Source organism: Streptomyces purpurascens (assembly GCF_045040895.1).
GTDB lineage: Bacteria > Actinomycetota > Actinomycetes > Streptomycetales > Streptomycetaceae > Streptomyces > Streptomyces purpurascens.
In genome coordinates, this window is record NZ_CP108341.1 from 7,923,920 (window position 1) to 7,937,151 (window position 13,232).

Below are 13,232 nucleotides of genomic sequence, written 5' to 3' on the forward strand. Positions count from 1 at the left end.
GCGGAGCTGCGGATGCGCGGCCCCGCCCCGGGCGACACACTGGACCGTGGCGTGTTCCGATCAGGGAGGGGGACGAGGAGGAGCCGCATGGGCTTCGACCAGCTTCCGCCGACCTGGCTCTTCTCGGGGGCCGACGACGCGCTGCTGTCGATGGTGTCCGACGCGCCGACGGAGGCGCTCGAGAAGGCCCACGAGTACAAGATCCTCCGCAACGTCCTGGACGGCACGTCCGCCGCGGTGGCCATCCTGGACGAACGGCTGCGCTATCGGTACGTCAACGGCGCCATGGCCCGGATGAGCGGCGTGCCGCCCGACGCCTTCCACGGCCGGACCATGGCCGAGGTCCTGCCGGACGTCCACCGCTCGGAGGACACCCTGCGCATGATCCTCGGCGACGGCCGGCCCCGGGCGCTGTCCGTCACCGGTATGACGCGTGTGAGTTCGCCGTTCAGACACCGGCAGTGGAGCGCGGTGTACCACCGCCTCCAGGACGGCGACCGGGTGCTCGGGCTGTGCGGCATCGCGGTGGAGGTCAGCGGACTGCGCCAGTACCTGGACGACCTGGAACGGGCCCACCAGCGGCTGGCCCTGCTGGACACCGCCGCCACCCGGGTGGGCACGACCCTGCGGGTCGAGCAGACCTGTGCCGAGCTGGCCGAGTTCGTCGTGCCGAGCCTGGCCGACCGGGCGTCCGTGCGGATCGTGGACACGGAAGGGGCCGACGACCTGCCGCCGCCGGCCCCCGGCGTCCTCCGGCTGCGCATCATGGCCTCGGCGGGCGGCCCGGACATCGTCGCCCGCATCGGACTGACCGCGAAGAGCGGATACTACTTCGACGTCCCGCGCGACTCGCCGGTCCGGAGCTGCCTGGACACGGGCCGCCCGTGGGTGGGGAACCTCGCCTCGGACGACGTGCTGCTGAAGATGCTGCGCACGCCACTCGACCTGGAGGTGATCCGAGAACTCGGAGTCCACTCCATCGTCGTGGTTCCGCTGCCGACACGGGAGCACCCGGTCGGTGTCCTGTACCTGCTCCGTGCCGGCGATTCGGCGCCCTTCACCGACGAGGACGTGGTGGTGGCCCAGGAACTGGCCGCCCGAGCCGCCGTTGCCATCGACAACGCCCGCCAGTACACCCTCGAACACTCGATGGCGCTGGAACTGCAACGTGCCCTGCTGTCCGAGCCGGGCGGTCCGCACCCGGACATCGAGACGGCCTCCCGCTATCTCCCCGCCGGGCAACGCGCCCTCGTCGGCGGGGACTGGTTCGACTCGATGGCCCTGCCCTGCGGCCGCACCCTCCAGGTGATGGGCGACGTCATGGGCCACGGCTTCACCGCCGCCGTCGCCATGAGCCAGTACCGCTCCCTGCTGCGGACCATCGCCGCCTCCGGCGCCCCCGTCGAACGGATCCTCCAGGAGGCCGACCACCGGCTGGCGAGCATCGGCCTCGACCGGGTGGCCACCTGTCTGCTCGCCCTCGTCGACCCCGGCCAGGGCACCTGCACCTTCGCCGGCGCCGGGCACCCGCCGCCCGTGCTCCTGCATCCCGACGCCCCGGCCGAACTCGTGCACGTCCCGACCGGACCTCCCCTCGGCACCGACCTCGGCGGGTACGAGGCGCTGACCCTTCCGGTGCGGCCCGGAACCGTGCTGCTCATGTACACCGACGGCCTGATCGAGGACCGCCGGAGGGACATCGACTCCTCGTTGCGGCGGCTGACCCATCTGCGCCTCGACGACATCGGCGGCCCCCTGGAGAGCGTCGTCGACGCCCTCCTCGCACGCCTCGTGCACGGCACCACCGAGGACGACGTCACCCTGCTCGCCACCCGGCTGCGCGCCCCGTGACGTCTGAACGCTCCGCGTGCGAGGCCCACGCGCTGCGCCTACCGTGGCGAGCATGGGTGACGCGGTGGAACTGGAGGCGGGAGGCCGGACCGTACGGCTGTCCAGCCCGGACAAGATGTTCTTCCCTGAGCGCGGCTTCACCAAGCTGGACCTCGCCCGCTACTACCTGGCCGTCGGCCCCGGCATCCTGCGCGCCCTGCGCGACCGGCCCACGACCCTGGAGCGCTACCCCGAGGGGCTGAACGGAGAGAACTTCTTCCAGAAGCGGGCGCCCAAGAACATGCCCGACTGGATCCCGACCGCGCACATCACCTTCCCCAGCGGCCGCAGCGCCGACGAGATGTGCCCCACCGAGGCCGGAGCGGTGGTGTGGGCCGCCCAGTTCGGCACCCTCACCTTCCACCCCTGGCCGGTACGCCGCGACGACGTCGACCACCCGGACGAACTCCGCATCGACCTCGACCCGCAGCCCGGCACCGATTACGACGACGCCGCCCGCGCCGCCCACGAACTCCGGGCGGTGCTCGACGAGTTCGGCGGACTGCGCGGCTTCCCCAAGACCTCGGGCGGACGGGGCCTGCACGTCTTCGTGCCCATCGAACCGCGCTGGACCTTCACCCAGGTCCGGCGCGCCGCCATCGCCGTCGGCAGGGAGCTGGAGCGGCGCATGCCCGACCAGGTGACCATCAAGTGGTGGAAGGAGGAGCGGGGCAGACGCATCTTCGTCGACTACAACCAGACGGCACGCGACCGCACGATTGCCTCCGCCTACTCGGTACGGCCCCGCCCGCACGCCCCCGTCTCCGCGCCCCTGAGCTGGGACGAGGTGGGTCTCGCGCACCCCCAGGACTTCGACCTCGCGACCATGCCCGCGCGCTTCGCCGAACTCGGCGACGTGCACGCGGACATGGACGACCACCGCTATTCGCTGGAGACCCTGCTCGACCTCGCCCGCCGTGACGAGCACGACCACGGGCTGGGGGACCTGCCGTACCCGCCCGAGTATCCGAAGATGCCGGGGGAACCGAGGCGGGTACAGCCGAGCAGGGCCCGCAAGGAGAAGCCCCCTACAGCTCCTTGATCCGGATGTCCCGGTAGGACACCACATCCGTCGTGCCGTGCACCTGGAGCCCGAGGTAGCCGGAGGCGAACCGCCGCCCGTCCGTGCCCGGGTCGTCCGAGCGGGGCGGGGTGAACGCCTGGCCGCCGGTGTTGTCGAACTCGTTGATCAGCACACCGTTGCGGTACACCGAGTAGTGCTGGTCGACCACGCGGATCTCGTAGTCGTTCCAGGTGCCCTTCTGTGTCACGCCGGCACCGGCGAGCCCCACCCGGTCGAAGCCGTAGACCGACCCCGTCTTGTACATGTCGCCGTCGGGCCGGTCGAGCACCTGCACCTCGTGCCCGTACTTGATGGCGACCCACTCCGGCCGTGACTCCTCCGGGTGGTCGTGGACCCAGGGGAAGCGCACGAACACACCGGAGTTGGCGTTGCCCGTGCCCGGAGCGTCGTCACGCCACTGGAGCCGCAGCGAGAAGTCGCCGTACTTGCGCTGCGGGAACCACAGCATGCCCATGCCGGGCGTCGTGGTGCTGGAGGTGATCGTCCCGTCGGCGTTCAGCCCGAACGAACCGCCGCCCACCTGCTGCCACTTGGCCAGCGACTCCGCGCTGCCGTCGAAGAGCGCGCGATAGCCCTCGGTCTGCCCCGGCTTGCCGATGCCGGACTGGCGGGCGGCCTTCCGGACGGCGTTGTACTCGCGCTGGTCGATCACGCCCTCCTTCAGCAGCGCGTCGAGGACGGACGTCACGTGCTTGAGGAACAGGGCGTGGGACGTCCACTCCTTCTCGTCCTCGATCAGCTCGCCGATCCGGCACCGGTTGTCGGTCACCCGGTTGCGCACTCCCGAGTCGACCGAGCCGACGATCACCGTCAACCGCTCGTCGTACTCCGGGCAGTCGGGCGCCGGAACCTGGCCGGAGACGACCGTGAAGGTCACGGTGCGTGCCGCCGAGGTGTTGCCCGCCTTGTCGCTCGCCCGGTACGCCACCGTGTGCCCGCCCGCCCGGTCGACCACCACCGGGGCCGAGTAGGCGAGATACGGCCCGCCGTCGAGCGAGTACTCGATCTTCTCGACGCCCGAACCGTGCTCGTCGGTCGCCGTGACGGTCACCCGGGCACTGTTGACATACGCCCCGGCGGAGTTCTTCGTGCCCTCCACGGACACACCCGTCACCGGCGGGGTCGTGTCCTGCGGCGGTGCCGCGACGACCGTGAAGCGCACGTTCTTCTCGGCCGCCACATTGCCCGCCTTGTCGGTGGCGCGGTAGCGGACGGTGTGGGTGCCGACCTGGTGCACCATCACCGGTGCGTTGTACGGCTGCCAGGCGCCGGAACCGACCGCGTACTCGATCGTGTTGACCCCGGACCCCGTGTCGGAGGCGGAGACGGTGACCGTCGCCATGTCGATGTACGCCCCGTCGGGATCGCGCTCACCGCTCACCGTCGCCGAGGTCTCCGGCGCGGTCGTGTCGTCCGACTGCGGCGCCACGACCGTGAACGCCGCGCTCTTCTCCGCGGAGACGTTCCCCGCCTTGTCGAAGGCGCGGTAGCGGACCTTGTGGGCGCCGACCTGGTCGACGACGACCGGCGCGGTGTACGGCTGCCAGGCACCCGCGTCGCCGATCGCGTACTCGATCTTCTCGACGCCCGAGCCGCCCTCGTCCGTGGCCTGCAGCGCCACGCTCGCCGAGCCGACGTACTCGCCCTGGGTGTTCTGCGTCCCGCTCACCTGCGCCGACGCCTCGGGCGCCGTGGTGTCCTCGCCGGTGCCCTCGGTCACCACGAGGATGCCCTGCATCTGGCCGTGGCCGGGGATCGTGCAGTGATAGAAGTACCGGCCGGGCGTGAGCGTGACCTGGGCGGTGTGCTTGCCGCCCTGGGCGTCGTTCGGGTTGGCCAGGATGTTGAGCGTGACGTCGTCGTTGAACTCGGGATCGCTCGTCACGAACGTCAGCGTGTGCGGCATGCCCGTGGTGTTGCCGGTGGCCACACTGTTCTCGAACACGATCGTGGCCGTGCCCGCGACGGCTGTCTTGGGCGCCGAGAGGTACTTGTCGATGTCGTTGCCGGCCGTCCAGGTGAGGACCTGTTCGGCGGCCTTCGCCTCCGGCTGCCCGGACGCCGGCATCGCCTGCACGCCGAGCATTATGAGCAGGGCGGCCAGCAGGGCGGCCCAGATTCTTCGTTGCCGGGTCACTCGGTCCCCCTAGCCAGCTGGTCGGCGGCCGGGGTCGGCCCGCCGCCCTTGTAGGTGACCCGCCACAGGGCCGACTTGGAGTCCGAGGTGAAGAAGCCGCGGCCGTAGTCGAGGACGTACAGCGCACCGTCCGGACCGAACTTCCAGTCCATGAGGTTCTTGATGCCGTCGTTGCCGATCGGCACGATCTTCTTCAGCGACTCCGAGTGCACCGGCAGACCGCCGTCGCCCTGCGTCTTCGGGTCCATGAGCACCGCGTTGCGCGGCTGGTCGGCGTCGTAGAAGTCACCGACGAACCACTTGCCGTCCCAGTAGGCGGGCCACTTGGCCGCGCTCGTGCCGGCGGCGTCGTACCGGTAGACCGGCCCGTTCATCGCGGCCTGGCCGCCGCCCTTCAGCCAGGGCAGCCGGTACGTCGCCTCCTCCGCCTTGTACGAGGGGACGCCGTTCGCGTCCCGCGGGTAGTCCGGCGCGCCGCCCTGCGGCGAGTACCAGATGTTGTTTCCGGTGACGGGCGGCAGATTGACCAGGCCGTCGTTGTTCGGCGACTCGTTCTTCGGGCGGTCGCAGTCGTACCAGCCCAGCGGCTTGGACGGGTCCGGCAGATTGCGGTCCCGGTAGGGCTGCTTGTTGCCCATGCAGTACGGCCAGCCGCGGTTGCTCGCCTTGGTGATGGCGGCGAACGTGTCGTACTTGGCCGGACCCCAGGTGGTCGAGGGCGCGCTCGCGTCCGGACCGACCCAGCCCGCGTAGAGAACATCGGTCGACTTGTCGACGAAGATACGGGCCGGGTTCCTGACCCCCATCACATAGATCTCGCCGCGGGTCTTGCCGCCGCCCTCGTCGGTCTCCTTCCCGGTGAAGAGGTTGCCCTCGGGAAGCGTGAACGTTCCGTCCGGCTCCGGGTGGATGCGCAGGATCTTGCCGTTGAGGTTGTTGGTGTTGCCGGCCGTGCGGCGCGCGTCCGCGAAGGAGACGCCCTTGTAGTTCGGCTGCGGGTTGTTGCCCGAGTAACCGGCGCTGAACCCGCTGGAGTTGTTGTCACCGGTGGCGATGTACAGATTGCCCTTCGAGTCCCAGGCCATCCCGCCGCCCGAGTGGCAGCAACTGTGGATCTGCACCGGCCACTTCAGCAGCACCTTCTCACTGGCCAGGTCCAGCTTGTTCGTGGCCAGGTCGAGCGTGAAGCGGGAGACGCGCCGTTCCGCCATCCGCGTGTCGCGGTTGATCCCGGAGTGGGGCGTGTAGTGCAGATACACCCAGCCGTTCTGCGCGAACCCCGGGTCCAGCTCGATACCGAGCAGCCCCTCCTCGACCTTGATCAGCTCGTCGCCGCCGCCCTTGTTGCCGAAGACGTTGAGCGCACCCGCGAGCGTGACCTGCTTGGTCTTCGGGTCGTAGACGTGGATCTCGCCCTTGCCCTTGCCGATGTCGGGGTTGTTCCAGTCGGTGACCACCGGCTGCGAGGAGTCGGCGCCGCCCCGGCCGATGTAGAACACCCGGCCGTCGGGCGCGGTGACCAGGCCGTGCGGTTCGCCGATCTGGTCGTTCTGCCCCGGCTGGTTGGGCTTGGTCAGCCGTTCCGCCTGGTAGTTGGCGTTGATGGTCGCCTTGCAGTCGGCCTGCTCCAGCCGGGTCGTCCACAGCAGCGCGCCGCGCAGATGGGCGCGGAAGTCGGTCTCGTCGTACGACGACACCGTGCCGCCCATGCCGGTGTAGAAGGAGCGGCCGCCGTCGTAGTCACGGCACCAGCTGACCGGATGGTCCCAGCCGTTGGCACCTGCGCCCGGCTGGTAGCTCGACTCCCGTACCCGGGCCACCGTATGGACGTCACCCGACGGGTTCTTCGCCCAGTTCAGCCACTTGTCCGGGTGTTTCCACTGCACCGGCAGGTCCTTGGTGGCCGGGTGCCGGCGGTCGCCGACCTCGACGGTCGCCCGCTGCACGGCCGAGGGGCTCGACGCGGCCGGGCGGGCTCCCACCAGCCCGGTGAACCAGTCCGAGTACGGCTCCGCGCGCGCCGCGTCGTGGAGGCCGACGAAACCGCCGCCGGCCTCCATGTACGCCTCCAGGCCCGCCTCCTGCTCCGCGTCGAGGACATCGCCCCCGCCGGTCAGGAACACGATCGCGTTGAAGCGGCCGAGCCTCGTCTCGTTGGTGAACACCGAGGCGTCGGCGGTGGCTTCGACCTTGAAACGGCGGTTCGCCGGGCCCGAGAGCCCGATCGCCTCGATCGCCTCGATCCCGGCGTTCACGACCGGGGACTCCTCCCCGGCCGCGGCGGAGCCGTGGAAGAGCAGCACCTTTACATTCGCGCCGCCCGGCGGCGACTTGATCGACATCGTTGTCAGCGGGGGTTCCGGATACGGCCTCGCGTTCGCGGCCGGCCCGGACAGCAGCCCGGCGGTCACGACTCCGGCGGCCACGGAGGCCGCCCAGACACGTCTTCCCTTGCTCAACCCTCGTAAGTGCATGGGCACCTCCTCGGTCACAGCAACACCGCCAAGGAAGCTAAACCCCTTTGCATCTCTCGCCAATACCTATGACCGGGATGACTCCAACTTTGTCTTGAGTGTGGATAAACGGGGGCGTGGCCGGTACCGTCGCACAGGTTCATCACAGGTACGCCTCTGCAAAAGCCTTACCAGGGTGGGGAGTTCCGCATGGACAGACGCAGCTTCAACCGGCGGGTCCTGCTGGGCACTGCGGCAGTCGCGACATCGTTGTCCGTGGCGCCGGAGGCCATCAGCGCCGACGGACCGGCGAAGACGGCACCCGCCGGAGGCGAGGTGAAGCGCATCAAGCTGTACGCCGAGAAGCTCGCCGACGGCCAGCTGGGCTACGGGCTCGAGAAGGGCAAGGCGACCGTCCCCGGCCCGCTGATCGAGCTCAACGAGGGCGACACCCTGCACATCGAGTTCGAGAACACCATGGACGTCGCGGTGAGTCTGCACGTCCACGGCCTGGACTACGAGATCACCAGCGACGGCACCAAGATGAACCGCAGCCATGTCGAACCGGGCGGCACCCGCACCTACACCTGGCGCACCCATGCCCCCGGCCGCCGCAAGGACGGCACCTGGCGGGCGGGCAGCGCGGGTTACTGGCACTACCACGACCATGTCGTCGGCACCGAACACGGCACGCAGGGGCTCCAGAAGGGCCTCTACGGCCCGGTGATCGTCCGCCGCAAGGGCGATGTCCTGCCGGACCGGACGCACACGGTCGTCTTCAACGACATGCGCATCAACAACAGGCCGCCGCACTCCGGGCCGAACTTCGAGGCCACGGTGGGGGATCGCGTCGAGTTCATCGTGATCACGCACGGCGAGTTCTACCACACGTTCCATATGCACGGTCACCGCTGGGCGGACAACCGCACCGGCATGCTGACCGGCCCCGACGACCCCAGCCAGGTCATCGACAACAAGATCACGGGCCCGGCCGACTCGTTCGGCTTCCAGGTGATCGCGGGGGAGGGGGTCGGGGCCGGGGCCTGGATGTACCACTGCCATGTGCAGAGCCACTCCGACATGGGGATGGTGGGGCTGTTCCTGGTGAAGAAGCCGGACGGGACGATTCCCGGGTACGACCCGCACGAGCACGGGGGTGAACAGCCGGGGCACGAGCACTGACCTCACGCGCGAGAGCGCTCTCACGGAGCTCGTCGCCCGGGGCTATCCTGATCCGCAACCGCAGATGAGGAGCCCCGAAGTGACCGACACCGCGCCGCGTCCCACGCTGGAGGCCGTGGCCGCCCGGGCCGGTGTCTCGCGGGCCACCGTCTCGCGCGTGGTCAACGGCGGGGACGGGGTGCGGGACGCTCTCGTGGAGCGGGTCCGCAAGGCCGTGGACGAGCTCGGGTACGTGCCCAACCAGGCCGCCCGCTCCCTGGTGACCCGGCGGCACGACGCGATCGCGGTCGTCGTCGCCGAACCCGAGACCCGGGTCTTCGCCGACCCGTTCTTCGCGCTCCAGCTGCGCGGCATCAGCAAGGAGCTCACGGCCCACGACAACCAGCTCGTCCTGCTGCTCACGGAGGGCCGGGACGATCACGCCCGGGTCGGCCGGTACCTCGCCGGCGGACATGTCGACGGGGCCCTCGTCTTCTCCCTGCACCTCCACGACCCGCTGCCCGAGCTGATCCAGCGGGCCGGTGTCCCCACCGTCTTCGGCGGCCGCCCCGGCTGGAGCGGCGACCGGCAGGGCGTGGTGTATGTCGACAGCGACAACCGCGGCGGCGCCCGCGACGCCGTCCGCCACCTGGCCGGCCTCGGCCGCACCCGGATCGCGCACATCACCGGCGCACTCGACCAGACCTCCGCGGCGGACCGGCTCGACGGTTACCGGGACGTCATGGTGGACGCCGACCCGCGGCTGATCGCCGAGGCCGACTTCACGCCGGCCGGGGGCGAGCGTGCGATGCGCGAGCTCCTCGACCGCTGCCCGGACGTGGACGCGGTGTTCGCCGCCAACGACCTCACGGCCTCCGGTGCCCTGCGCGTCCTGCGCGAGTCCGGCCGCCGCGTCCCCGACGACATCGCCGTGATCGGCTTCGACGACATGCTGCCGGTCGCGGAACAGACCGATCCGCCCCTGACGACGGTCCGTCAGGACATCGAGGAGATGGGCCGCCTGATGGCCCGCCTGCTGCTGCGCGAACTCGACCGCGGCACCTCGCACGGGGGCTCGGGCGAGGCCACCGGCGACACGCCCTCCAGCGTGGTCCTGCCGACGACGTTGGTCCGACGCGCGTCCGCCTAGCCGGTCGGTGTCGTTCGGCGGAGGCCGCCCCGAGTCGGCCTCAGGCCCGCGGCTCGCTGCGGATCACCGCGAAGCGTGCCCCGTACGGGTCCGCGAGCTTGGCGAGGCGGCCTGCGCCCGGCATCTCCGTGGCGGGCAGGCGGATCGTGCCGCCCCGCTCCCGGGCCCTGGCGACGAGGGCGTCCGGGTCGGTGACCTCGAAGTACGGCAGCCAGTACGCCTCCTCCTCGACCGGGTCGTCGGCCAGCGGCACGACGCCGCCGAACATGGCGTCCTCGGGTTCTCCGGCGGGGACGAAGGTGGTGTAGGCGCCGCCGGGGAAGTCGACGCCGAAGGTCTCCAGGCCGAGCACGGAGTGGTAGAAGGCGGCCGCCGCGGGGACGTCCGCCGTGTACAGCTCCACCCAGCACAGCGAGCCGTGCTCCTGGACGACGTCCAGGCCCTTGTTGCGTCCCGGCTGCCACAGGCCGAACTGCACCCCCGCCCGGTCGGCGAGGATCGCCATGCGGCCCAGGTCCAGCACGTCCATGGGCTGCGTCAGCACCGAGCCGCGCGCCTGCCCCGCCGTCTTCGCCGTGGTGTCCGCGTCCGGGGCCTGGAAGTACACCGTCCAGGAGGGCGGGCCCTGCTCAGGCGTGGTCTGCATGCCGCCGGCGGCGGTTCTGCCGCCCAGTTGGAAGAGACCGTACCCCCCGACCTCGGGGTCGCCCGGCTGGAACCGCCAGCCGAACAGGTCCCCGTAGAAGGCGGCGGCGCCGTCGATGTCGGGTGTGCCGAGATCGATCCAGTTCGGAGCGCCGGTGACATAACGGGTGGTGAGCATGGTCGCCCTCCTCGCACAGGGTCCCGTCGTCTCTCTGCCGAGTCTCGCACCGCCCACTGACAAGCGCCGCCGGAGCACCGCCGGGGCGTGGTGCGCGACGCTCCCGCGCGCCGCCGTGCGTCGGCTCGTCCGGGAGGTGATGATCGGAGTGGCCGGGGGCCGTTGAACGCGGTGTTGATCCCGCGTTGATCGAACGTTTTTCGCCGACCGCGACGCTTCTGGCCATGCACATCGACACCATCACCTCGCCCGAACTCGCCTGGCAGCAGGAAGCGTTGTGTGCGCAGACCGGGGCGGACTTCTTCTTCCCCGAACCGGGCAGTTCGGTGCGGGAGGCGAAGCGGATCTGCGGCCTGTGCCCGATCCGCGCGGCGTGCCTCGAGTACGCACTGGACAACGACGAGCGTTTTGGCGTCTGGGGCGGCCTGTCGGAGAAGGAACGGCTGGAGCTGCGGCGCAGGTCGAGCTAGGTCCTGTCGCACGCCGAGCCCCTTGGCGGGGTGTCCTGCCAAGGGGCTCGGGTGTGTGGCTGTCTACAGGGCTACAGGGTCAGGCGCCGGCCGCGCGGGCCGCCATGCGGGCCTTGCGTGCGGCCAGCTTCTCGTCGAACTTCGACGCCTCGGAGTCCAGGCCGCCCATGAACAGGCCGAGTTCCTCCTGCGCCTTGAGGCCCTCGGGGCCCAGGCCGTCGATCTCCATGATCTTCAGGAAGCGCAGCACGGGCTGGAGCACGTCGTCGTGGTGGATGCGCATGTTGTAGACCTCGCCGATCGCCATCTGCGCGGCGGCCCGCTCGAAGCCGGGGATGCCGTGACCGGGCATCCGGAAGTTCACGACCACGTCCCGCACCGCCTGCATCGTCAGGTCGGGCGCGAGCTCGAACGCCGCCTTGAGCAGGTTGCGGTAGAAGACCATGTGCAGGTTCTCGTCGGTCGCGATGCGGGCCAGCATGCGGTCGCAGACCGGGTCACCGGACTGGTGGCCGGTGTTGCGGTGCGAGATGCGGGTGGCCAGCTCCTGGAAGGCGACGTAGGCGACCGAGTGCAGCATCGAGTGCCGGTTGTCCGACTCGAAGCCCTCGCTCATGTGGGACATGCGGAACTGCTCCAGCTTGTCCGGGTCCACGGCGCGCGAGGTGAGCAGGTAGTCCCGCATCACGATGCCGTGCCGTCCCTCCTCCGCCGTCCAGCGGTGCACCCAGGTGCCCCAGGCGCCGTCACGGCCGAAGAGCGAGGCGATCTCGTGGTGGTAGCTGGGCAGGTTGTCCTCGGTCAGGAGGTTGACGATCAGTGCGATGCGGCCGATCTCGGTGACCTTGGACTGCTCCTTCTCCCAGGCCTCGCCGTCCTCGAAGAGGCCGGGGAAGTTGCGCCCGTCGCTCCACGGCACGTACTCGTGCGGCATCCAGTCCTTGGCGACCTGCAGATGCCGGTTGAGCTCCTTCTCGACCACTTCCTCCAGTGCGTACAGCAGCTGAGCGTCGGTCCAGGCGCCGGCGGGACTGCCGAGGTGGGGAGTGGCGATCGTCATGGACTCTCCAGGGGACATACGTACGAGCGGTGAGCGGTAACTTACGGAATCGTAGGCTACGTTTCCGTAGGTTACGATGCCGTAGGTTAAGAGCGCTGTAAAGGCCGCTGATCAGCGGGTCGCTCGTGGGCCCGGCGCCGTCCCCGGACCCGCAGGTCGAGGGCCGGAAGAGTGAGGCGCCGGCCCGGTCAGGTGTACAGCTCCCGCAGCCGCACCGAGAGGCATGTCACACATCCCTCGAGTTTCTCGAACTCGCTGATGTCCACGACGACCGGTTCGTACCCGAGGTCCGAGAACAGCTCCGCGGTCTTCGGCGCGCTCGCCGCCATCAGCAGTTTGTCACCGCCGAGCAGGACCACGTGCGCCCCGGCCTCCTCGGGCACCGGCAGGAAGCGCGCGAACAGCGACGGCGTGTCCATCTTCGGGATGTGCCCGATGACCGTGCCGTCCGGCAGCGCCGTCACCGCCGACTTCAGGTGCAGCACCTTGGTCACCGGTACGGCGACGACCCGCGCGCCCAGCGGCTCGAACGCGGCGCGCAGCTGCTGGACGCCGGCGGCATTGGTGCGCCCGCCCCGGCCCACGTACACCGTGTCGCCGATCTTCAGGACGTCGCCGCCCTCCAGGGTGCCCGGCTCCCAGATCCAGTTCACCGAGCAGCCCAGACCGGCCACGGCCTCCTCGACCCCGGCGGTCTCCGCACGCCGGGACTCGGCGCCGGGGCGGGCGATCAGCGCCACGTTCCGGTACATCACGACCGTGTCCTCGACGAACACCGAGTCCGGGCAGTCGTCGGCCGGATCCACCTCGATGGTGTCCCAGCCGTGCGCGCGCAGCGCCGTCACGTACGCCTCCCACTGCTCGACCGCGAGGTCGGCGTCGACCCTCTCCCGCTCGATGTGCGTCACCAGCCCCTCGGCAAGACGTGGGCTGGGGCGGCGGACGAGGGCCTTCTTGCTGGGCACGAGCGTGACTCCGTATCGGATGGGACGTGTCGGGACCGC

The 13,232-nt window shown here is 70.2% G+C and carries 10 protein-coding genes; 5 read left to right on the forward strand and 5 right to left on the reverse strand.

Annotation, left to right across the window (positions count from 1 at the left end):
* The first annotated feature begins 87 nt into the window (after positions 1-87).
* Together OHU35_RS36020 and ligD are read left to right on the forward strand one after the other, a co-directional pair.
* The gene (locus OHU35_RS36020) at positions 88-1,851 is read left to right on the forward strand and encodes a SpoIIE family protein phosphatase (protein ID WP_229873100.1); all 1,764 of its coding nucleotides are present in this window, start codon (positions 88-90) and stop codon (positions 1,849-1,851) included.
* Between the two features lie 52 nt (positions 1,852-1,903).
* The gene (gene ligD / locus OHU35_RS36025) at positions 1,904-2,932 is read left to right on the forward strand and encodes a non-homologous end-joining DNA ligase (RefSeq protein WP_189726057.1); all 1,029 of its coding nucleotides are present in this window, start codon (positions 1,904-1,906) and stop codon (positions 2,930-2,932) included.
* Here ligD and OHU35_RS36030 read toward each other — a convergent pair.
* Together OHU35_RS36030 and OHU35_RS36035 are read right to left on the reverse strand one after the other, a co-directional pair.
* Positions 2,919-5,060 (reverse strand): OmpL47-type beta-barrel domain-containing protein, encoded by a 2,142-nt coding sequence (locus OHU35_RS36030; protein ID WP_229873115.1) that lies wholly within the window; start codon positions 5,058-5,060, stop codon positions 2,919-2,921. The genes ligD and OHU35_RS36030 overlap by 14 nt on opposite strands.
* A 47-nt stretch (positions 5,061-5,107) precedes the next feature.
* The gene (locus tag OHU35_RS36035; protein WP_189726055.1) at positions 5,108-7,585 is read right to left on the reverse strand and encodes a ThuA domain-containing protein; all 2,478 of its coding nucleotides are present in this window, start codon (positions 7,583-7,585) and stop codon (positions 5,108-5,110) included.
* 189 nt (positions 7,586-7,774) lie between these two features.
* Here OHU35_RS36035 and OHU35_RS36040 point away from each other — a divergent pair, with 189 nt between their 5' ends.
* Both OHU35_RS36040 and OHU35_RS36045 read left to right on the forward strand, forming a co-directional pair.
* On the forward strand, positions 7,775-8,746 hold the full coding sequence (locus OHU35_RS36040; RefSeq protein WP_405508275.1) for a multicopper oxidase domain-containing protein: 972 nt from the start codon (positions 7,775-7,777) through the stop codon (positions 8,744-8,746).
* A gap of 79 nt (positions 8,747-8,825) precedes the next feature.
* Positions 8,826-9,875, forward strand: coding sequence for a LacI family DNA-binding transcriptional regulator (locus OHU35_RS36045; RefSeq protein ID WP_189726053.1), 1,050 nt, complete (start codon positions 8,826-8,828; stop codon positions 9,873-9,875).
* Positions 9,876-9,915: 40 nt separating this feature from the next.
* On the opposite strand, the gene OHU35_RS36050 is transcribed toward OHU35_RS36045, so the two are convergent.
* Entirely contained in the window at positions 9,916-10,698 is a 783-nt protein-coding gene (locus tag OHU35_RS36050) for a VOC family protein (protein WP_405508276.1), read from the reverse strand.
* A 224-nt stretch (positions 10,699-10,922) separates the two neighbouring features.
* Here OHU35_RS36050 and OHU35_RS36055 point away from each other — a divergent pair, with 224 nt between their 5' ends.
* A complete protein-coding gene (locus tag OHU35_RS36055; protein WP_184590142.1) occupies positions 10,923-11,168 on the forward strand; it encodes a WhiB family transcriptional regulator in 246 nt (81 codons plus the stop codon).
* Between the two features lie 79 nt (positions 11,169-11,247).
* Here OHU35_RS36055 and OHU35_RS36060 read toward each other — a convergent pair whose 3' ends face one another.
* Together OHU35_RS36060 and ddaH are read right to left on the reverse strand one after the other, a co-directional pair.
* Positions 11,248-12,228, reverse strand: a complete 981-nt coding sequence (locus OHU35_RS36060) for an acyl-ACP desaturase (RefSeq protein ID WP_189726051.1) — start codon at positions 12,226-12,228, stop codon at positions 11,248-11,250.
* Between the two features lie 188 nt (positions 12,229-12,416).
* Positions 12,417-13,193 carry a dimethylargininase gene (gene ddaH, locus OHU35_RS36065; RefSeq protein ID WP_189726050.1) on the reverse strand — a complete coding sequence of 259 codons (777 nt, stop codon included), beginning with the start codon at positions 13,191-13,193 and terminating at the stop codon, positions 12,417-12,419.
* Positions 13,194-13,232 lie beyond the last annotated feature (39 nt).

Bases quoted from the DNA above. Each gene is read 5' to 3' on its own strand.
- OHU35_RS36020 (WP_229873100.1), top strand. From the start codon at position 88: ATGGGCTTCGACCAGCTTCCGCCGACCTGGCTCTTCTCGGGGGCCGAC.
- ligD (WP_189726057.1), top strand. From the start codon at position 1,904: ATGGGTGACGCGGTGGAACTGGAGGCGGGAGGCCGGACCGTACGGCTG.
- OHU35_RS36030 (WP_229873115.1), bottom strand. From the start codon at position 5,060: ATGCTCGGCGTGCAGGCGATGCCGGCGTCCGGGCAGCCGGAGGCGAAG.
- OHU35_RS36035 (WP_189726055.1), bottom strand. From the start codon at position 7,585: ATGCACTTACGAGGGTTGAGCAAGGGAAGACGTGTCTGGGCGGCCTCC.
- OHU35_RS36040 (WP_405508275.1), top strand. From the start codon at position 7,775: ATGGACAGACGCAGCTTCAACCGGCGGGTCCTGCTGGGCACTGCGGCA.
- OHU35_RS36050 (WP_405508276.1), bottom strand. From the start codon at position 10,698: ATGCTCACCACCCGTTATGTCACCGGCGCTCCGAACTGGATCGATCTC.
- OHU35_RS36055 (WP_184590142.1), top strand. From the start codon at position 10,923: ATGCACATCGACACCATCACCTCGCCCGAACTCGCCTGGCAGCAGGAA.
- OHU35_RS36060 (WP_189726051.1), bottom strand. From the start codon at position 12,228: ATGACGATCGCCACTCCCCACCTCGGCAGTCCCGCCGGCGCCTGGACC.